The sequence below is a fragment of the Algibacter sp. YIN40 genome (assembly GCF_057219435.1).
The window spans coordinates 1272153-1294091 of sequence record NZ_JBXVVC010000001.1; the positions used below are offsets into that span (position 1 = coordinate 1272153).

The 21939-nt window shown below is 33.1% G+C and carries 18 protein-coding genes; 14 read left to right on the top strand and 4 right to left on the bottom strand.

What is annotated here, in order from left to right; all coding sequences use genetic code 11:
- Positions 1-58 precede the first annotated feature (58 nt).
- The 7 genes from AC2D6V_RS05845 to AC2D6V_RS05875 all read left to right on the top strand — a co-directional run bounded on the left by AC2D6V_RS05845 (position 59) and on the right by AC2D6V_RS05875 (position 10768).
- Complete coding sequence (locus AC2D6V_RS05845; protein WP_484647122.1) at positions 59-1462, top strand: SusD/RagB family nutrient-binding outer membrane lipoprotein; 1404 nt, start codon at positions 59-61, stop codon at positions 1460-1462.
- A 15-nt stretch (positions 1463-1477) separates the two neighbouring features.
- Positions 1478-2260 (top strand): hypothetical protein, encoded by a 783-nt coding sequence (locus AC2D6V_RS05850; RefSeq protein ID WP_484647123.1) that lies wholly within the window; start codon positions 1478-1480, stop codon positions 2258-2260.
- Positions 2257-3726 carry an SLC13 family permease gene (locus AC2D6V_RS05855; protein ID WP_484647124.1) on the top strand — a complete coding sequence of 490 codons (1470 nt, stop codon included), beginning with the start codon at positions 2257-2259 and terminating at the stop codon, positions 3724-3726. The genes AC2D6V_RS05850 and AC2D6V_RS05855 overlap by 4 nt, the downstream gene beginning before the upstream one ends.
- Positions 3727-3763: 37 nt before the next feature.
- The gene (locus AC2D6V_RS05860; protein WP_484647125.1) at positions 3764-5539 is read left to right on the top strand and encodes an Ig-like domain-containing domain; all 1776 of its coding nucleotides are present in this window, start codon (positions 3764-3766) and stop codon (positions 5537-5539) included.
- A gap of 64 nt (positions 5540-5603) precedes the next feature.
- The gene (locus AC2D6V_RS05865) at positions 5604-6977 is read left to right on the top strand and encodes an Ig-like domain-containing protein (RefSeq protein ID WP_484647126.1); all 1374 of its coding nucleotides are present in this window, start codon (positions 5604-5606) and stop codon (positions 6975-6977) included.
- Positions 6978-7113: 136 nt separating this feature from the next.
- The gene (locus AC2D6V_RS05870) at positions 7114-8946 is read left to right on the top strand and encodes a lamin tail domain-containing protein (RefSeq protein ID WP_484647127.1); all 1833 of its coding nucleotides are present in this window, start codon (positions 7114-7116) and stop codon (positions 8944-8946) included.
- 499 nt (positions 8947-9445) lie between these two features.
- Entirely contained in the window at positions 9446-10768 is a 1323-nt protein-coding gene (locus AC2D6V_RS05875; RefSeq protein WP_484647128.1) for a glycoside hydrolase family 2 TIM barrel-domain containing protein, read from the top strand.
- A gap of 178 nt (positions 10769-10946) precedes the next feature.
- Here AC2D6V_RS05875 and AC2D6V_RS05880 read toward each other — a convergent pair whose 3' ends face one another.
- The 3 genes from AC2D6V_RS05880 to AC2D6V_RS05890 all read right to left on the bottom strand — a co-directional run bounded on the left by AC2D6V_RS05880 (position 10947) and on the right by AC2D6V_RS05890 (position 14109).
- The gene (locus tag AC2D6V_RS05880) at positions 10947-12110 is read right to left on the bottom strand and encodes a DUF2652 domain-containing protein (protein ID WP_484647129.1); all 1164 of its coding nucleotides are present in this window, start codon (positions 12108-12110) and stop codon (positions 10947-10949) included.
- Positions 12111-12224: 114 nt separating this feature from the next.
- On the bottom strand, positions 12225-12725 hold the full coding sequence (locus tag AC2D6V_RS05885) for a YybH family protein (protein ID WP_484647130.1): 501 nt from the start codon (positions 12723-12725) through the stop codon (positions 12225-12227).
- Positions 12726-13071: 346 nt separating this feature from the next.
- Entirely contained in the window at positions 13072-14109 is a 1038-nt protein-coding gene (locus tag AC2D6V_RS05890; protein ID WP_484647131.1) for a LacI family DNA-binding transcriptional regulator, read from the bottom strand.
- A gap of 151 nt (positions 14110-14260) precedes the next feature.
- On the opposite strand from AC2D6V_RS05890, the gene AC2D6V_RS05895 reads away from it, so the two are divergent.
- The 6 genes from AC2D6V_RS05895 to AC2D6V_RS05920 all read left to right on the top strand — a co-directional run bounded on the left by AC2D6V_RS05895 (position 14261) and on the right by AC2D6V_RS05920 (position 20585).
- Positions 14261-15307: a PfkB family carbohydrate kinase gene (locus tag AC2D6V_RS05895; RefSeq protein WP_484647132.1), complete on the top strand. Its 1047-nt coding sequence runs from the start codon at positions 14261-14263 to the stop codon at positions 15305-15307.
- 82 nt (positions 15308-15389) lie between these two features.
- Positions 15390-16058: a bifunctional 4-hydroxy-2-oxoglutarate aldolase/2-dehydro-3-deoxy-phosphogluconate aldolase gene (locus AC2D6V_RS05900; protein WP_484647133.1), complete on the top strand. Its 669-nt coding sequence runs from the start codon at positions 15390-15392 to the stop codon at positions 16056-16058.
- Between the two features lie 154 nt (positions 16059-16212).
- A complete protein-coding gene (locus tag AC2D6V_RS05905) occupies positions 16213-17223 on the top strand; it encodes a LacI family DNA-binding transcriptional regulator (protein WP_484647134.1) in 1011 nt (336 codons plus the stop codon).
- Positions 17224-17631: 408 nt separating this feature from the next.
- Entirely contained in the window at positions 17632-17775 is a 144-nt protein-coding gene (locus tag AC2D6V_RS05910; protein WP_484647135.1) for a hypothetical protein, read from the top strand.
- A gap of 114 nt (positions 17776-17889) precedes the next feature.
- Complete coding sequence (locus AC2D6V_RS05915) at positions 17890-19902, top strand: tetratricopeptide repeat-containing sensor histidine kinase (protein WP_484647136.1); 2013 nt, start codon at positions 17890-17892, stop codon at positions 19900-19902.
- Positions 19903-19910: 8 nt separating this feature from the next.
- Entirely contained in the window at positions 19911-20585 is a 675-nt protein-coding gene (locus AC2D6V_RS05920; protein ID WP_484647137.1) for a response regulator, read from the top strand.
- A 256-nt stretch (positions 20586-20841) separates the two neighbouring features.
- On the opposite strand, the gene AC2D6V_RS05925 is transcribed toward AC2D6V_RS05920, so the two are convergent.
- Complete coding sequence (locus AC2D6V_RS05925) at positions 20842-21339, bottom strand: DUF456 domain-containing protein (protein WP_484647138.1); 498 nt, start codon at positions 21337-21339, stop codon at positions 20842-20844.
- Between the two features lie 120 nt (positions 21340-21459).
- On the opposite strand from AC2D6V_RS05925, the gene AC2D6V_RS05930 reads away from it, so the two are divergent.
- Positions 21460-21936 carry a hypothetical protein gene (locus AC2D6V_RS05930; RefSeq protein WP_484647139.1) on the top strand — a complete coding sequence of 159 codons (477 nt, stop codon included), beginning with the start codon at positions 21460-21462 and terminating at the stop codon, positions 21934-21936.
- Positions 21937-21939: the final 3 nt, after the last annotated feature.

Consider the following 21939-nt stretch of genomic DNA (forward strand, 5'->3'; position numbering starts at 1 on the left):
ATAAAAGTGTCCATTGAAGACCAATAAAAATAAACATACTAATAAAAAATAGTTAATTATGAAATCATATATTTTATTATTTCTTAGCATTATTCTAACTCAATCTTGTAGCGATTTAGTAGAAGACCTAAATAATGACCCGAACAACCAAACTCAAAGCGCATATCAAACCATTTTAACAGGAGCTGAAGTTGGCAATATGTTATTTCAAACTGGAGAGAATGCAAGAAGGGCTTGCATTTTTGCAGGGCAATATACTGGAATAGATAGACAACATTTAGGGTTTAGTCAATACTCAGTAACTACCAGTGATTTTGATGCCTTATGGAATGATGGCTATGTAGATGCTCTAAGAAATGCTATAATCACAGAGGAAGCTGCCAATAATGAAAATATTGGGCCTGTCACTATAGGTATTACTCAAGTATTACAAGCGCAATCCTTTGGTACGCTAACAGCACTATACGGAGATATCCCATTTGACGAGGCTGTAAATGGGGACTTTCCAAACCCAATGTTTAATAATCAAGTAGACGTTTATTCTAAGATACAAACGTTATTAGATAAAGCCATTTCAAATCTGCAACAGGGTAGTGGAAGACCAGCAACAGGATCTGATATTTATTTTGATGGAAATGCTCAAGCTTGGATTGAAAATGCATATACTTTAAAAGCACGGTTTTACATGCATGTTAAAGATTATAGTAACGCTTATGCCGTGGCTCAAAATGGAATTAGTTCATCAAATAATAGTATGTATGGACCTCATGGTACAGCTGCTGAAGATTCAAATTTAAACTATCAATTTTTTGCAATTGAAGTTAGACAAAGTGATCTGGTTGTTTCAAATTTTATGGCAAATTTGATAAATCCAACTAGTAATACTTATAGAGGACATTCTAAAACAAATGAAAGTGGTAGAAATAATTTCTACTTTACAACAAATTCGTTAGGTGTTCAACCAAATATATCTAATGGATATGCTGCACAATCAGCACCTATAGCATTAGTAACTTATCAAGAAAACTTACTCATATTGGCAGAAGCTGGTTTTAGAACAAATGGTTTTGATAACGGGTTATTTCACTTAAATAATTTTAGATCATTCATGAACAATGGAGGGTATTTAACAAATGTAAATTCTTCTAATATTACATATGAACCATTTGTAGCTGCAGATTTTACATCTGGAGGCATTGAAAATCTTGATGGTATAAGTACTGAAAATGCGCTTTTAAGAGAGATATTGGAAGAACGTTATATTACTTTATTTGGACAGATAGAAGTATTTAATGATACCCGCAGAACAGAAAATGAATCTATAGTAAGAGTTCCCGTTATACCTAATACTGGCAATGTTTTACCACAACGTTTTATTTATCCTCAATCAGAAATTGATAGAAACAGTAATACACCTAATCCTATACCTGACTTCTTTAATAAAACACCTGTAAACCAATAGACTATTTATAAGAACATGATAGGACTTAAAAACATAAAAAAGAATTTTATTTTAGTTTTAGCAATAGTTTTACTAGTGCCCTTAGGATTGTTTTCACAGGAAGAACAGCCGCTTAAAGTATTATTTGTAGGGAATAGTTTTACTTATTTCTGGAATATGCCACAATTGGTAAAAGCTATGGGTGAATCTCAAGGCATTGCTCTAGATATTCATCAATCTACAGTTGGAGGTACTAATTTAAAACAGCACTGGAATGAAGAGAAAGGAACCATTACAAGAAAGCTTTTAAATGAACAAGATTGGGATTATGTGATTCTTGGAGACCATAGCTTAAGTACAATAAATTCTCTGGAACGATTTAAAGAGTACGGAGGAAAATTTTCAAAATTAATTCGATCGAAGGGTGCTGAACCCATATTTTATATTACTTGGGCTTATAAATCTAACCCTTTAATGCAGCCTGCAATTACAAAAGGATATTTAGAATTAGCACATGAGCTGAATGCTAAAGTAATTCCTGTAGGTCCTATTTGGATGAAGGCTCGAAATTTAAGGCCAGATTTAAACCTTTATTTTGATGATAAACATCCATCATCAGACGGTAGTTATTTAATAGCCTTAATTGCTTATAAAGCACTTACCGGAAAATCAGTATCTGAAATATCTAACAGAGTAACTACTATGGATAAAGATGGAGAAAAATTATATCTTTCATTTGTATTGCAGGAAACTTCAGCATTCTTTAAGCAACTGGTAGAGGAATCTAAAATTGAATCTTTTAATAAAATAAAAGAATGAAGTCCATACAAAAAAGTATATTCTTAATTTCAGGGCCTCTATTGTTTATTATTTTACAGTGTTTTGATCCACCTGCTGGAATGTCTGAGAAAGCTTATGACTTACTTTCTATTACATTATGGATGGCATTGTGGTGGGTTACAGAATCCGTCCCCATAGCTGTTACAGCATTACTTCCAATTATATTATTCCCAATGACGGGAGCTGTTGATTTACAAACTACAACAGCATCTTATGCCCATAAGTATATATTTTTATATATGGGTGGTTTTATGCTTGCTATTGCTATTGAAAAGTGGAATTTACATAAACGTATTGCATTAAATATTATTAAGATAATTGGCACCAATGTTTCCAAAATCATTTTAGGCTTCATGGTTGCAACAGCATTTCTTTCCATGTGGATTTCGAATACTGCAACAGCTGTAATGATGCTCCCCATAGGAATGTCCATAGTTGCTCAACTTCAAGATAATCCAGATACTGAAGAAGATGAAAATTTTATTTTTGGTAAAGCACTTATGTTGAGTATTGCCTATAGCGCCTCAATAGGTGGTATGGCTACACTTATAGGTACACCTCCTAATTTAGTGTTTGCAGGTTATGTAGAAGAAATTTATGGTATTGAAATTACCTTTTTACAATGGTTGAAATTTGGCTTACCTATAGCAATCCCATTACTTGTTATTGCATGGTTATACCTAACAAAATATGCATTTAAGTTTAAGCAGAAAGAATTTCCAGGAGGAAAACAAGAAATAAATAGACTATTGGTTGCTATTGGCCCAATGAAACGTGAAGAAAAAATTGTATCAGTAATTTTCATGCTAACCGCATTTTGTTGGATAACAAGATCGTTTATTTTACAGAAATTTTTTCCATTTATTGATGATACTATAATCGCTATGGCTGCAGGTGTATTATTGTTTATTGTGCCAGCTAGCGATTTTAAAAAACGTATAATTACTTGGGAGGATGCTGTAAAATTGCCTTGGGGTATTATTCTTTTATTTGGAGGTGGTATGGCGCTTGCTGCAGGATTTCAAATTACAGGACTAGCGTCTTGGATAGGTTCTCAAATGTCTATGCTTCAAGGACTATCAATGATTTTGTTGGTGTTAGTAATAGTTGCTGTAGTCAATTTTTTTACAGAGTTTACTTCAAACCTAGCAACAACAGCGATGTTGTTGCCTATTTTAGCTCCTATTGCTATATCATTAAACATTAACCCGTATATACTAATGGTGTCTTGTACCATAGCTGCGTCTTGCGCATTTATGATGCCAGTTGCAACTCCCCCTAATGCCGTTGTATTTGGATCTGGTTATTTAAGAATACCAGACATGATAAAAAGTGGTATATGGATGAATATTATATCTATTATATTTTTAACAATTATGGTGTATTATTTTTTACCAATAATTTGGGGTTTTGATTCGAGTGATTTCACCGAATTTATAAAATAAAAAGAAATATTTAATAAAACGTAAAACTAAACATATCATGAAGATTATTAAAAAATTTACAATTTACATGCTTATCCCTTTGGGGTTTCTTTCTACATTTTTGGTAGGCTGTGATGACGATGATACTAGTTCTATTGTTGATAACACGCTAATAGTTATGACAAAAACTATTAATGATGTAAAATTTGATAGTGGTATTGAAAATGTAAACATAAATGCTACAATTGAAATTATTTTTTCACATACTCTAAATACAGATCTGTTCTCTTCGTCCTTAACATTAAATTCGGTTTCTGGAACTGTAGATTATACTATAGATTTTTCAAATACTAACTCAACAATTACGATAATTCCTAGCAACCCTTTAGATTATGAAAGTACTTACACCTTAACATTACCAGCTGGAGATTATGGTTTGTCAGGTGAGTCTTTGGAAGAGCCGCTTTCACTTAGCTTTACAACAGCTGCATTTGTACCGCCTGTATTTACTTTGTCAAGTGATGTTTTAGAATTAGAAGAAGATGGTGAAACGGCAACTATTACAGCTAGTCTTGATAAAGTATCTCAAGAGGATATAACTGCCACCTTTGTTTTAGCAGGAACCGCAACCGAAAATACAGATTATTTAGTAACTGGCAATTTAATTATAACAATTCCAGCAGGGAGCTTATCTTCATCTATCTCATTAACCTCAATTGTAGATGGGGAAAACGAAGGGAATGAGACTATCGTAATCTCTCTAAGCGATGTTGTTAATGCTACCAGTGATTCTCAAGAGCTTATAATTACTATTAACGAGCAATTACCTGCAATTTCATTAAAAGGCGTATTTGCTTTAACTTGGGATGGTTCAGGAACTAATGACGGTAAAGCAATTCATTTAATTGCAAATCAAGATATAGCAGATTTAAGCATATATGGTCTTGGTGTTGCAAATAATGGTGGTGGAACCGATGGTTTAGAATATACATTCCCAGTAATGTCAGTGTCTATTGGAGATGATATTCTTGTAGCAAGAGAGCCAGCGTTAATTTCAACCTATTTTGGAGGATGTGCTAGCGAATTTGAGCATGTTTTACAGGCAAACACATCTATAAGTCAAAATGGAGATGATGCTATTGAGCTGTTTAGTGGTAATACCATTATAGAAACATATGGTGATGCAGATGTTGATGGAACTGGAGAGGCATGGGAGTACAAAGGATCTTGGGCATATAAGTTTGATGGTGTTTGGATTTATGGAGGTGTAGATTGTTCAATAGGATCTACAACCACGCAAAGTTCTAATTGCGTATATCCCGTATGTGGTGAGGCATTATCGTTAAAAGGTGTTATGGCAATTCTTTGGGACGGAAGTGGCACCAACGGTGGTAAAGCGGTTCATTTAAAAGCGCAAAAAGATATTGCCGATTTAAGTTTATATAGTGTTGGAGTAGCAAATAACGGTGGCGGAACAGATGGTATAGAATTCACCTTCCCTGTAATGTCAGTTTCTGCTGGAGATGACATTCTTTTAGCAAGAGAACAGGCAACAATAGCAACCTATTTTGGAGCCTGTATAAATACTTTTGAACATGTTATTGAAACTGGTTCTATGAACCAAAATGGAGATGATGCCATAGAGCTTTTTAAAGGGAATGATGTTATAGAAACCTATGGTGATGCAAATGTTGATGGCACTGGAGAAGCATGGGAATATGCTGGATCTTGGGCATACAAGTTAAATGGTAACTGGATAACTGGTGGTTTAGCTTGTGCTGCTGGATCAACTAGTACGCAGGCCTCTGCCTGTGCTTATCCAGAATGCAATTAAACTGACTAATAAATTTAGGTAATGTGCAAAACCTTTCTTTATATTTTAAAATAAAAAATACAATATGAATACAAAAAGAAATATTTTTAGAAAGATTAGTGTGTTCTCAATGATACTGGGCTTATTATTCTTAGTTGGCTGTAATGATGATGACAGTGATTTATTATCATTATCAATACTGTCTATCATAGTAAATGGTACGCCTCTTGAAGACGGAGCTACTAATGTACCAGTTAATTCGGTTATTGAGATTGCCTTTTCATCAGAAATTACCCCTTCTAAATTCGAAGACTTACTTTCAATAACAACAGGATCTGCAGCCCTTGACTATACGGTTTCATATTCAAATGTGTCTTCAAAGGCAATTGTAGCCCTTGCTCAAATGGATGCAAATGAAACTTACAGTTTGTCAATACCAGCAGGAGATTTAGGGCCAAACGGAGAGTATTTCAATAATGGTATATCCTTATCGTTTGTTACTAATTTTGGAAAAACACCATGCCTAAGCGCTACAAACGCGTGCATACAAACTTTACAGGTACCAAATGGAGCTGGTGATCAATTCAATTTTGATATGTATAGTAATTATGATTTTATAGATGACCCAGAATTTACATATAATTCAATAAACCAGTTAGTTATTGTTGTTCATGGTTTAACAAGAAATGCCAACGACTATTTTTCATATATGGCTTCTTCGTTACAAGACATTAACATGGAAGAAAACACTTTACTTATTTCCCCTTATTTTAAGGATAATGCAGCTGCAACTGGTGATGATTTATATTGGGACACACGTTGGAGAGAAGGTGCAAATTCTAGTAATACCAATGCCTCTATAAGCTCATTTACAGCCATAGATGCCATTATTGAGAACATTGCAAATTCTGGTAACTTTCCAAACTTGTCGACCATATTTGTTACTGGGCATTCTTCTGGGGCAGCTTTTGCACAACACTACGCTTTGGCTAATAGAGCTGAAAACACACATACAAATATTAATTTTGAATATGGTATTGCCAATAATCAATATTTTTATTACCCTGACGGGCAGAGGTATGATGAAAGCACACAACAATTTGTAACACCTACGGGTTGTTCAGGATATAACTTTTGGCCCTATGGGTATGAGTTTTCTGTACCCTATCTTGATGGTATAGAGCAACCTGTAATTACAGAGCAACAAGTAACCAGAAATACTACGTATTTATTAGGTAGTAATGACACCACTAATTTCTTGTTAAATACAACAGATTGTCAAGCAACTTTATTAGGCTCAAACCGAGTAAAACGAGGTGAAAATTTGCTTTTGTATATGCAAACTTTTTATAGTGCCACAAACAATCATGATAAGATTATTGTAAATAACGTGGGACATAATGCTAATGGGATGTATAATTCTCCGGAGTTTAAACAATATTTAGTTGATCGTCAATAATTTATAAATAATTTTAATAGATAACCTTATTTTTGCTATATTTAATGGCATTTATTTGTAGCTTACAATTAAGCATATTTGTGGCTTCCCGAGTTTTATTTTAACCTATAATTTTAACTTTAATACTATAATTATTATGAAAAAACTTTACTTTTTATTTTTATCACTTTCAACTATTTTGGCTTTTGGTCAGGATAATTATCTTGTAGAAAATTTTGATTATGCACCAGGAGCCTTATTAACGGATAATGGTTGGTGTTCACACAGTGCGCCAGGAACAAATTCTATGGATGTGGCAAGTGGCAGTTTATCATTTACTAATTATATAGGAAGTGCTGTAGGTAATGCTGCTTTAGTTGACAATACTGGCTCTGATGAAAACAAGATAATGAGTGATTGGATTACTTCTGGAAGTGCATATGCTTCATTTTTAATGAAACCTAATTCGGCTGCAACAACTAGTAATGATGGTTATTTTTTCCATTTTCTTAAATATGCAAATGAAGCCACGCCTAATTGTTTGGAAGAGAGTTCGTTATTTAGAGGTAGAGTCTTCTTTTTACCGGGTTCAACTGCTAGTGATTTTAAGCTTGGGCTCTCTTATGAAACAGGTACTTTTCCTTCAAATGACTCAGTATCTCCATTTGATTTGACAGGTGATTTAAATCTTGCTGACACTTATTTAGTTGTTGTAAAATATACTTTTGTTGATGGTGCCGATAATGATACTGTTAGTTTATTTGTTTTTGCGGACGGCGATAACCTGACTACTGAACCGGGAACACCTACTCTTGGACCACTACCATTTGCAAATTCTGAAATAGGAACAATACAGGGAATAGGATTAAGGCAATATGCTGCAGCAGAAGATTTAACCGTAGATGGTTTTTATGTAAGAAATGAATGGAATTTAATTGATGCAGGTACTAATTTATGTACTGTAGCATTGGGAATAGGGACTGCCAGTTGTAATGCAAATACTGCTGGAAATGATAACGATAGTGTTACTATTAATATTCCATATTCGGGCTTGGATGCTTCAATTACATCTGTAACCACAACTTCTGGAGGTGTTGTTGGAGGAGACAATCCTAATAGTATCTCTGATGGAACAATTACAATAACTGGGTTATCTGAAGGAGATGCTTGGGATATTCTTTTAAATGGAGGAGCTTGTGATGGAAGAACAGCCTCCGGGTCTGTTCCATCTGCGGAATGTGATCCTCGATTTTTAGTTATCAACGAAGTTCTTGCTGATCCTGCAAGTGATATTACTGGAGATGCCAATGGAGATGGAGTAAGAGATTCTAGTGATGACGAATTTGTAGAAATTTATAATACGGACTCTAACCCCATTGATCTAGAAAATTACACTATATCTGATGCTTCTGGAGTTAGACATATATTTCCAGCCAGTAGTATTGTATTAGCAAATAATTTTATAACTGTTTTTGGTGGAGGGACACCGGATCAAAACATTGATGAAGCTGGTGCAGTAATACAAGTTGCAACGGCAACTTCTTTAGGTTTCAATAATTCTGCGGATGTTGTAACGCTTAAAGATCCATTTGGAACAATAGTTGCTCAATTTGATTATAGTGGTGGTGGTATTGATCAATCATTTGGTCGTAGTCCAGATTTTACTGGATCATTTGTAGATCATACGACAATAGTTACTGCACTATTTTCTCCTGGGAAAAAAAATGATGGAACTACACTATCTACAGGCGATTTCGAACCCAATAGTTTATTAATTTACCCTAATCCAGTAAGTAATGGTTTTGTAACTATTAAATCTCAACTTTCTGGAATTAAAAGTATTGAGTTGTACGATATGTTAGGAAGATCTGTACTAAACACAACATTAAATTCAGATGTACTTAATGTTAGCTCAATTAAAAGTGGGTTATATTTATTAGAAGTATCTATTGGAGATCGTTCATCGACTACCAAACTTATTATTAAATAGTAATTATTACGTAATATTTAATTTAGGCGTTTTTTTAAAAGCGCCTTTTTTATTGAATATGGTGGCTTAAATTTTAATATGTTATAAGCGGGTTCGAGTCCCGTCCAGACCGCAATCCCGATAGCTATCGGGAGCGAAAAAGCTCTGAGAAATTAGGGCTTTTTTAGTATTAAGATGTTGTGTTGTTCACGCCAAAAGCGTGATGTAGTCTACTAAGTTAGCTTAGTAGCCAATGGAAAGCTTTCCTTTTTTCTCCCGATAGCTATCGGGAATAAGAAAATTGGGATGCTTTTTTGTTTTGGGGAAGTTTGTAATTACAAAGGCACCAAGTTCCTATTTTTTTTATTGAATCAAAATAGAGGTAATATTCGATTTGAATGATTTGATTAGAATATTTTAAGTCAGCTAATTTTCAGTAATAAGTTATTAGAAACATAGGTTAAAAATTTAAACATTAAAAACTCTTGCATTATATTTACAATAAAAAAAATATAGGGTTATGAGATATTTGGTTTTCCAAAGGCATTATTTTCTATCATTATTTGTTTTTTTCTTGTTTGCAGGTTGTAAATCCAAAGTTAAAACGGCATCTAGTGGAGTAGGGATAGGGATAACAAAATCAGAAGTTCGTCTAACGGATGAGGGCTATGGCATTTTTTTGAATGGCGCACCTTTCTATATCAAGGGAGCTGGTGTCGATAAAGGGAATATTGATGCTTTAGCTAAGCATGGAGGAAATGCAATTAGAACCTGGAGTACAGATAATGGAAAAGAAGTATTGGACAAGGCACATGAGCTTGGTTTAAAGGTAATGATGGGCGTATGGGTTGGTCTAGAACGTCATGGATTTGATTATAATGATGAAGAGGCTGTAAAAAAGCAATTAGAAAGTATAAGAGAGCGCGTTATTGTACTTAAAGATCACCCTGCATTGATGATATGGGGTGTTGGAAATGAAATGAACCATGGTTCGCAAAACCCGAAAGTATGGGATGCAGTTAACGAGATTTCTAAAATGATTCATGAGGTAGATCCATATCACCTAACGACCTCCCCTTTGGCAGGTATTAATAAAGAGCTGGCAGATTTAGTTAATGAAAGAGCATCCGATTTAGATTTCTTGAGTTTACAGCTATATGGACCAATGGATGTACTTCCAGATATTATTAAAAACTCTGACTATAAAGGCCCTCTATTGATTACGGAATGGGGAGCTACAGGCTATTGGGAGGTACCTAAAACAGAATGGGGAGCACCCATAGAGAACAATAGCTCCAAAAAAGCAGACCTTTACCTAAGTAGATATCAAAAGTCCATTATATCTCAATCGCAGCAAGTAATGGGGTCTTTTGTTTTTCTTTGGGGGCAAAAACAAGAACGAACCCCTACTTGGTTTGGTATGTTTATGCCAGATGGGAATGAGACTGAATCTGTTGATGTTATGCATTATGTTTGGAATGGAAGATGGCCAGAGAATCGTACGCCCAGGATTCATGATTTTACTTTAGAAGGACAAAAGGCTATTGATAATATAAAACTGAAAGCAGGTAACACCTATAGGTCTCAAGTTATAGTAAGAGATCTAGATAATGATGAATTAACATATAGATGGGAAATCAGGAGAGAAAGCGAGTCGAAGAAATCAGGCGGCGATAAAGAGTATATACCAGATGCTATTGGCGATTTATTTACAGAGAATTCTTCTAATACTGCGAATTTAATTGCTCCTTCAAAACAGGGTGCTTATCGTTTGTTTATATATGTAGAAGATGCGAACAATCACACCGCTCATGCTAACATACCTTTTTTAGTGGAGGATTAAGCTTCAAGGATTGGATATTTGTATCCTTTTTAGAACTTAGGATATATTTAATATTAAACGAGCTTTTTTGGCAAGTTAAAGAAATTGTACTGTTTGGTAAAAAATTGTGTTTATCTCTCTAAATAGTTGAGAAGCTGATATGAATGTAGTGCCAGCCATTAGATAAGATTCTTTTTTATTATAATAAAGTACTTCGGTCTGCAGGTTCCAACAAAATACCAGAAGAATGTTTTCTACCCTCTTTCTCCAAACCTTTGCAGTATTCGTTGAGTTTTTCTACTGAACCGCCATAGAATTGAACAAAACCTTTCTTTTTAAATAAATTATATAGTATTTTTTTGATAACATTCTGTTTTTGCATAACCGTTAAATTGATTCTGGTTAGCCGGTTTCCAATACGTTGAAGAGTTATTACAAGATCAGATTTCCCTGCATGATTGGTATCGATCCAAGTTATTAGGTCTTTAGTTATTTTAAACCCCCGAGACGTTAAAAAAGGGTCGTTTTCATCTCCGTTCATAATACATCGATGGGTACTGCCGTTTTTGGGAATCTTGCCATTTGTTTTATCACTTCCTGTAACATGAAGCACCCAGAGGTGCTTAGCGTGAGTATCAGAAACAACATCAAAGACTAATTCAATTGGTGCATTTATTACAGATTCTACAGATAGAGTTTTGCTCATTTTCGGATCAAGAGCATAATCTTCAATCGTGGGTTGTGGGATATGTGATTCTAAAGGAGCTAGAGATAAGTAACAATATTTAATAGAGCCAAAGTCATAATCACCATTTCCTTTACTTGGTTTCTCCCACGCTACCTGATCAATTTCGACCCAAGAGGAACATGCATTAATAAGTTGATTAGTTATTAAAACATACTCTTTTAAGGAAATGTCATTTTTCATGAGTCGGTGAGCCACTATGAGATCTTTACCAAAAAGTTTTGATCTGGATTTAACTTGATTAATGGAAATATTTCCGTAATGGATGATGAATTTCAAGGAAAGATCATTAGCACTTATACATGCACCACATTGGCAAATTCGTTGCGAATCATACTTTCGTAACGCGGCATGAAACTTAATATACATTCTTTGAACTTGAGCTAGGGTTTCTGCAGCGGTAGGTTTTCGACCTTTCCTGTAAAAAAGAACAGCATCACCTTCAATTTCTGAAATCTCAAGATCCATTTCATTAGCATCTATAAGAGCTTCCAAAAGCTCTTTAATAATATGCTCACTATGAGATATTTCGGTTTCGTGTACAAATTTAGTGAAGCCACTTATGTCAGGAATAAAAAGCAGTGTTAGTTCTGCAGAAGTGTTTTTTGTTGATGTCATAAGTTGAAAATATAGAAGAATTTCTTGAAAAAGCTCGCGTGGTTAACAAGGTTTTTGCTTTAAAAACAAAACATGAAAGAGGAGTTCGTGACTCCCCTTTTTTAATATATTATACTATTTCTCTTCTTCACCTTGGTCTTCAGAAGAAGATGGTTCTTCTTCCTGTGGCACTGGTAATGGAATGTTAGAGCTAAATATATCCCTGTCTAAATGCCATTTACCATCAATATTCTTCCAAATAATAATGTATTTGCCTTCGTCTAACTTATTATCACTGGCATCAAAAAGATTGTATACACCTTCTTCAATAGCCGTGTTTTCGTAAGATTCAACATGAACCGTCGTTAAAGTCGCATTGTCAATTCCCATGCCAAATACAGCATTCCAAAAAGAGCCTATAGCTTCTCGCCCTTCAATTACAGGACTGTTAGCAGGGAAGAGTCTTCCGTTTTCTGTGTAAAGCTCACCAATGGCTTTTCCATTATGAGCATTAAAAAATTCAGCAAAAACTTTATTAGCTTCTACAATTTCATTTGTTACATCTTTTGATGTTTGAGAACAGTTAATAATTAAAATCGAGGCAAGAAATACAATGAATAATGCTTTAGTTTTCATGTTCTTAGTGTTGGTTGGTTTAAAAAATAGAATTTAGGAAAACTATCAAAGTAGAAAGGATGTTATAAATATAGTGATTTTTAAGATTATGAGAAAGTAAATAGCTTTTGTTGCTATAAAAATTTTAAGTCATAATAATCGTTTTAGGTAGAACAAATTTTTGATTTTATTTCAATCTAGAAGAATCCCGAGCCACCAATTCAGCCTTCAAAATTATTTTGTGAAGTGTAACAGATGTTACACAAAACTATTTTTTTAATGTTATCTATGCATTCTGAATTCTGTTTAAGAATTAAGAATGTTAATAGCTAAAAAAGGTATATACTCTCGTATATGCCTTTTTGTATTATAGGTTTTTATTTAATATTTTAGAAGAATCCCGAACCACCAATTCAGCCTCTAAAATTATTTTGTTAAGAGATTGCGTAATTATTTCTTGTTTGGTATGCTCTAAAAAAACCATAGCAGCTTGCTTTCCAATTTCTGCGCTATGCTGATTAATACTAGAAATAGAAGGGGTTACCATGGAGGCAAAAGGTTCATTACCAAAACCCACCAATGCGATTTCTTCGGGAATATTTATATTTTGCTCGCTAAGCACCTGCAGAGCTCCTAAAGCAGCATAATCACTAGCAACATAAATAGCATCAGGTCTGTTTTCTAGTGCTAATAATTGAAGCATTTTTTCTCGCCCATCCTCAGTTGTTAAACTACTTTCAAGAAGTAACTCATTATCTAGAGGGAGGTGGTGTTTTTTTAAGGCGTCCACATAACCTCGAATTCTATTGTTAAAAATGCGCGTGTGCTTATAACCTCCTATATGTGCTATTCGGTTACAACCTTGCGCAACAAGATGTTCAACAATCATATGGCTGCTATCGTAGTCATTAATACCAATATAGTCCACATTTAAATCATTTTCACCACGATCGAATAGGATTAATGGAATTCCTTTCGACTTAATTTTCTCAAAATATTCTAAATCTACTGTTTCATTTGCCATGGAAGCAATAATACCATCAACTTGGGTAAATAATAAGGTGTCAATATTAGCGCATTCTTTTTTGTATGATTCGTTAGATTGTGTGATAATAATATTATAACCCTCTTTATTTAGAACTTCTTCTATATTCTGAACAACAGATGAAAAAAAATGGCTATTTGTTCGAGGCACAATAACACCAACTAAGTTGCTTTTCCCCTTTCGTAAGGCACTGGCTAGATGGTTTGGTTGATAATTTAGATTTTTTGCAACTTGTTTAACAGCCTTTTTTGTCTTTTCGCTAATTCTTGAATCGTTGTGAAGTGCTTTAGATACAGCAGCGGCAGAGATATTTAAGACATTGGCAATATCTTTTATAGTGGTTTTCTTTTTATTTGCCAATTTTTTATATATTTGCTTAAACGTTTAAACAAATATAAACTGTTATTCGTTATAATCAAAATACTATTGACTTAATATGGTTTTGATTATTTTTTGAAAACATTGCTTAAACGTTTAAGCAAATATAATAAAACTAAATAAGACCGTAAAAATGAGTAAAGTAGTAACGTTTGGAGAAATCATGCTAAGATTGGCTCCTCAAGGATTTTTAAGATTTTCACAGGCTAATAATTTCGACGCTATTTATGGTGGTGGAGAATCGAATGTAGCAGTTTCATTAGCTAATTATGGTGTTGCAGTAGATTTTGTAACACGTTTGCCAAAGAATGATATTGGCGAATGTGCGATGATGGAAATGCGTAAAAGAGGCGTTGGGGTAGATAAAATCGTTTACGGTGGAGACCGTTTAGGTATTTATTTCTTGGAAACAGGAGCCGTTTCAAGAGGAAGTAAAGTTGTATATGATAGGGCACATTCAGCTATTGCTGAAATTGAATCAGGAATGATCGATTGGGATGCTGTTTTTGATGGAGTTGAATGGTTTCACTGGACAGGAATTACACCTGCAATTTCTCAAGGTGCTGCCGATGTGTGTTTAGAGGCTGTAAAAGCTGCTAGTGCAAAAGGGATTACTATTTCAACAGATTTAAATTACCGTGCTAAGCTTTGGAAGTATTGTGATAATGCTCATAGAGAAGCTGTTATGACAGAATTAACTTCCTATTGTGATATAGTGTTAGGAAATGAAGAAGATGCAGAAATGCATTTTGGAATTAAACCCGAAGGAGCTGCTGTACAAACGGCTGGACATGATGTAAAAGCGGAAGCTTTCTTATCTGTTTGTCAACAAATGATGGAGAAATTCCCTAGAGCTAAAAAAGTAATTACAACTTTAAGAGGTTCTATTTCTGCTTCTCATAATACATGGGCTGGAGTTTTATATGATGGAAAACAAATGTTACAGACACGTCAATATCAAATTACTGATATAGTAGATAGAGTAGGTGGTGGAGATTCTTTTATGGGCGGATTAATCTACGGATTATTAACATATCCAGAAGATGATCAAAATGCATTAGATTTTGCAGTTGCTGCATCTTGTTTAAAACACACTATTAAAGGTGATGCAAACTTGGTAACGGTAGCTGAAGTAGAAAAGTTAATGGGTGGCGATGCTTCTGGTCGTGTAGCAAGATAAATAAAAGGTTCATCCCCTTAAACGTTGAGTTGTTTAATCAATAATTCAACAATTAAACAGTTTAACAAATAAACAATACGAAATGGCACAATTTTCAAGAATAGAAGTAGCGCAAGCGATGAAAGAAACAGGGATGATTCCTTTGTTTTTTCATAATGATATTGAACTGAGTAAAAAAGTATTAAAAGCTTGCTATGATGGCGGCGCAAGATTAATGGAGTTTACCGCTCGAGGTGATTTTGCTCATGAAGTTTTTGGAGAATTAACTAAGTATGCAATAGCTGAATTACCTGGAATGATTATGGGTGTTGGCTCTGTAACAGATGGGGCAGCAGCATCTTTATATATGGCGTTAGGTGCTAACTTTATTGTTACACCTGTTTTAAGAGAAGATATTGCAATAGCATGTAACCGTAAAAAAGTATTATGGTCTCCAGGATGTGGTACGTTAACCGAAATTACTAAAGCAGAAGAACTAGGTTGTGAAGTTGTAAAATTATTTCCAGGAGATATTTACGGGCCACAATTTGTAAAAGGTATAAAAGGCCCTCAACCTTGGACAAGTATTATGCCAACAGGAGGGGTTTCTCCAACAGAAGAAAACCTAAAAGGATGGTTTGATGCTGGTGTAACCTGTGTAGGTATGGGTTCAAAACTTATATCAAAAGATATAATTGCTAAACAAGATTATAAAAAGCTTGAACAAGACGTTAAGATTGCTTTAGATATTATAAAATCTGTGCGTAAATAACAATTAAAAATAAGCCTATATTAATAAAAAAGAGTCACATTATGTGACTCTTTTTTAGTTGCTAAAATGTTGTTTTTTCTATTTTTAGAATACAGTGCATAATACAGCAGGTAATTTTGTAAATTGCATAGCTTTTAAATATTTAATAATACAAATGGTTACTTTAAAACAATTAGCAAAAGAGTTAAATGTTTCTATATCTACAGTTTCTAAGGCTTTAAATAATAGTGAAGAAATTGGAGAAGATACAGTTAAGCGCGTTAAGGAACTTGCTAAATTGTATAATTATACACCTAATAAAGTTGCCTTAAGTTTAAAGCAAAACAAAACTAAAACGATTGGGGTTATCATTCCAGATATCTTGAATCATTTTTTAGCGAAAGTGCTTTTTGGTATAGAAAGAGAAGCCACCCAACGAGGTTATAATATTATTACATGTATTTCTAATGAGTCTCTCGACAAAGAAAAAGAAGCGCTAAATTTACTAGCAAATGGAAGCGTTGATGGTTTTATTTTATGTGTTGCTGAAGAGTCGCAAATTAAAAATGAAATAGACCATTTTAAGAGAACTATGGCAAAAGGATTGCCGCTTGTTATGTTTGATAGAGTAGCTCATGATGTTTTATGCGATAAAGTGATTGTTGACGATTTTGATGCTACTTATAAAGCTACAAATAGTTTGATAGCAGAGCATAGAAAAAACATAGCCTTTATAAGTAGCATCGATGACTTAAGTGTTGGTAAATTAAGAGAACATGGTTATAACAAGGCCATTTTGGAAAAAGCAAATCAAGAGCCATTGGTTTTAAAGCTGAAAAAAAAGGATGACAATCAGCAAAAAATAAAATCGTTTTTTAAGAAACATAAAAGTATAGATGGTGTTATTGCTGCAGATAGTTCTTCTGGTATAATTGCCATAAATACAGCATTAAATAAAGGGCTTAAAGTCCCTAAAGATATTTCGGTTATTGGTTTTGCAAGTAAATCTGTATCAGATCTCTCCATTCCTAGATTGACAATTATTAGACAACATGCAAAACAAATTGGAGCTAATGCAGCCGATTTACTTATTCGTCGATTGGAAAAGAAGTACGATGAAGAAATAGACTTTAAAACCAAAATAGTTAAAACGACTTTGGTTAGCCATAAATCTACTTTAAATTAATAGTCTATTTTATTGCTAAAATAGTTTAGAGCTTTGGTTCGATTTTAGTGAGTTTTTTGTAGGAAATTAACCTTATTACCGTTTATCGATACTTTTAATCGGTAAAATATGTATTTCATCGATTATATTCTATCCTGAATGTCTCTTTAACCTAGTTTAGTTCCCTCTTAGCGAGCACTATTATTTTCCCCTCAGCGAGTTAAGAAAATTAATCCATTTTTTGACTGTAAAGTCAGATTCCCTCGAAATTTAAAGTAAAGAAATCTGTACGCTTTTTTGCGTTCGATTTTAAAGTTAATTATCCATTTTTTCCCTCGTTAGAGATTTTGATTTTCAAAGTCTTTAAACAGATAAGTATTTAATATTTAAAAAAATATAGAAAAAATGTTTAACCTTAAATCGAATAATATGAAAGCCCTAAAAGTTACTTTACTAGTTGCTGTATTTTTTGCAGCTTTAACATCATGTACTAAGCAAGACTTAAATGAAGATGATGTATTAATTGAAGATTCACAGTCATTTTATAAAGGAGGAGACACTCCCAACAGATAAAATTTAACGAAGATTTACTTTTTGTTGAAGCCCTTATCAATTGATAAGGGCTTATTGTTTTGCTTAAAATTAAAAAATTATAGATACATTTGAGATACTATATATTTAATCCAATTGAACTTTAAATTTTTTGTTTTATTTATTTTCTGCGCTTTTGTCTCTTTTGCTCAAGAAGACAGTAAGGAAGGTGTTTTTGATAGCATCACTTTTTATTTAAATAATTCCAAAAACGTAACGTTCAATTCTGAAGTCAAATTAAAATATGCCCATCGAGCCAAAGTGTTATCAAAAATTAATAATGACAATTCTTTATTAATAAAAAGCGTTAAGAATTTAGCGACCTTATATTTAGAGGATAATAATTCAGATCTGTTTGTTAAATATAGCCATCAGGCATTAAGCTTGGCAAATAAAATAAACGATTCAACGTCAATGGCAGAGGTTAATAAAAATTTGGGTTATCATTATTTCAACGTATCAGTTGATAGCGCTTATTATTACGATAGTAAGGCAGAGAAATTATTTAGAAATTTAAAGGACAATTTTAATACGGCCATTGTTCTTCTTGATATTGCTTTACTTCAGTTTAATGATAAGGATTATACTGGTAGTGAATTAACCAGTATAAAAGGACTTTCATTGCTGGACAAACTAGAAGAAACAAATGAGGTTATTAAATATAAATCTTTTTTTTATGAAAGGTTAGGTCAGGTGTTTAGACAGCTTGAGCAGTACGAAGAATCAATAGATTATTATAAAAGAGCTTTAAAATTACAAAAACAAATATATGATGAATCAAATATTATTATTAATCGCGAAAAGAATAATTTAGGGAATACCTATAGAAGCTCAGGACAATTTGATCTAGCTTTAGAAAGTTATAGTGAAATATTGTCAATTAAAGATTTAATTAATCAGAATCCAAGTTTTTATGCAGTTGTATTAGGTAATTATGCGCGTACACTTTACTTGTCTAAAAATAACGATAAACTTCCCTCCTTATACCTTAAAGCATTAAAGGTTTGTGATAGTATTGGAGATAGTTATAACTCTATTGCGATAAACCACTATTTAGCCGAATATTATTACGAAGAGGATAAAAAGGACTCGGCTTTGTATCATGCATATAATGCTAAGAATATTTCAGAAAAATATTTTAAAGATGATTTACTAGAGTCTCTTCTGTGGCTTTCTCGCATTGAAGATGACAGCATAGCTGTAAAACATTATAATGCTTATATAAAACTAAATGATAGTCTTTTAAAGAATGAACGTTCGATTAGAAATAAGTTTGCAAGAATAGCGTATGAAACAGACCAAAAAGAAAAAGAAAATATCCAATTATCTAAAGAACGTCTATGGCTTCTAATAATTTCAATCGTACTTATTATTGCCTCGTTTTTAATATACGTTATAATCAATCAAAGAAATAAAAACAAAGAGCTTCGGTTTGTGCAAAAGCAGCAGGAGGCCAATGAAGAAATTTATAACCTTATGCTCTCGCAAAACGAAAGCATAGAGGAAGCAAGAACTTTAGAAAAGCAGCGTATCTCACAAGAACTGCATGATGGCGTTTTGGGGCGTTTGTTTGGAACCAGATTAAGTTTAGATAGCTTAAATATGAATCCATCTCCAGAAGCTATTAAAACAAGGAGTCAGTATATTGATGAATTAAAAACGATTGAGCAAGATATTCGTAAGGTGTCTCATGAGTTAAATACTGATTTTGTTTCAGGCTCAGGGTTTATAGACATTATTAAAACATTAGTAGAAACACAAACAAATGTTTATAATTTGACTTACACCTTTAATCATGATGAGTCAATAAATTGGGACGATGTTTCAAACAAAAAGAAAATTCATATTTATAGATTAATACAAGAATCGTTGCACAATATCTATAAACATGCGGATGCTACAAATGTTAAAATTAGCTTTAAGTTAAAAAATAGTGTAATTTGCTTAATGATTGAAGATGATGGTTCTGGATTTGATGTTAATAAGGCGAAGTCTGGAATAGGTTTAAAAAACATGAATTCCAGAATTAAAGAAGTAAACGGAAACATAAATATTACATCAGAAATAAATAAAGGAACACAAGTAAGCATAGAAGTCCCAATACCCTAACGACAATTATGACCGAACATATTAAAATATTAATGATTGATGATCACCCTATGATTATTGAGGGTTATCAAAACACACTTCAATTTACAAAATCTGAAAATCAAGAGTTAAAGATAGATATTGCCAACAACTGTGATGAAGCAGTTGCTTTTATGAATAAATCTGTTGAAGTTAATCTTCCTTATGATGTTTTGTTTGTAGATATAAGTCTTCCTCCTTCAACAGATGGATCTATGAGTTCAGGAGAAGATTTAGCAGAGTATGCCAGAGAGATATTACCTAATGCTAAGGTTATTATTTTAACTATGTTTAATGAGTCCTTTAGAATCCATAATATTATTAGGAATATCGATCCGGAAGGTTTTCTAATAAAAAGCGATTTAACATCAAGTGAATTAGCAAGTGCATTTCAAGCTGTTTTGTATAATCCACCTTTTTATAGCGGTACCGTAAATAGTCATATTAGAAAAACGATTACCAGCGATATAGTTATTGATGAAAAAAACAGAAAGATATTACATCTTTTATCTCAAGGCGTGAAAACTAAAAATTTAGCGTCTCACTTAGATATGTCTTTAAGCGCAGTTGAAAAACGAAAAAAACAACTTAAAGAGCTATTTGAAATAGAAGATGGCCAAGATGAAAGTTTACTAAATGCAGCTAGAAAAAAGGGTTTTGTTTAAAAATTAATAACAAACAAAGCTTATTTGTTAAATAGTTAATTTAGTCATCTTTTTTTTCTGCTCAAAACAGCTGCTATATATAGATACTACCACTTAACCGTAGCATCGTTACGGTTTTCCCACAGTTAATTGATAAGAAAAATTCCTACTTTTAACGGCGTCAACACTTCAATTTAGTTAATCCCTCAATTTATTTGTTGATAATAGCAATTTACATTGGCCCTGTGGAGGTGAGAGACCCACAGGGCTCTTTTATTTATATAATTTTACTACCATGTTCTATAATAATACCTATAAATAATCCTAAATAAATTATTGCTACTACAAACTTTATAAAAGTTGAAGTTAAAAAACCAATAAAAGATCCAAACGCAGCTTTGGTTGCCGCTTTAGAATCACTTTTATTTAAAAGCTCACCAATAAGAGCTCCAACAAAAGGGCCAATTATTATTCCGCCAGGAATCGGGGATAATAAACCAACAATCAAACCTATAGTAGTGCCAATCATGCCATATCTCGTACCTCCAAAGCGTTTAGTACCAATAGCAGGAATTATATAATCCAATAACCAAATAAGGATGGCAATTACTAATGTAATGACCAAAAATGTGACATTCATAGGAACAGCGTCCATAAAATGCAGAGTTAAAAGACCTAACCAACTTGTTAACGGTCCTGGTAAGATGGGAATAAAACTACCTATAATGCCTAAAACCATAAGTAGGCCAGCAATGATTAATAAAATGATGTCCATAAATAAAAGTTAGTATTCATCCTGATTTGACGGATAAATTCTTGCTTTGTTACAAATAGAATAACTGAAAATTAACAAGTATTGGAATAATATTGTATTTTTCGGTTTCAGTTATTGTTCATGAAGCGAATAAGTGTTTTATTGTTATTTTTTATACTCTTTTCTTGTGAGTATTTTAATGTAAAAAAAACATCTTCCGAAGCTATTTTAAAAGAAGAATTACAAACTTTTAATTGGAATGAGGTAGATGCTTATCCTAGTTTTTCTGCTTGTGATTCGGCGTTAACAAAGCTGGCCGGAAAACTATGTTTCGAGCGGGTTTTAAGAACGCACATAATGACTAGTTTGCTAAAAGAATCTATTATTGTAACGCAAGATATTAATGATACCGTGAGTCTTAAATTTATGGTTTCCGAAACGGGTGATTTAGCACTTATGGATGTAAAAGTAGATTCACTCACAAGTGCAGAAATACCAAATATTTTAGATTTACTTAAAAAAAGTTTAGATTCTCTACCTAAAATATTTCCAGCTACAAAGCGAGGACAACAAGTTAAAACAGAATTTAAGTTGCCAATAATCATTAATGTTAAGTAAGGT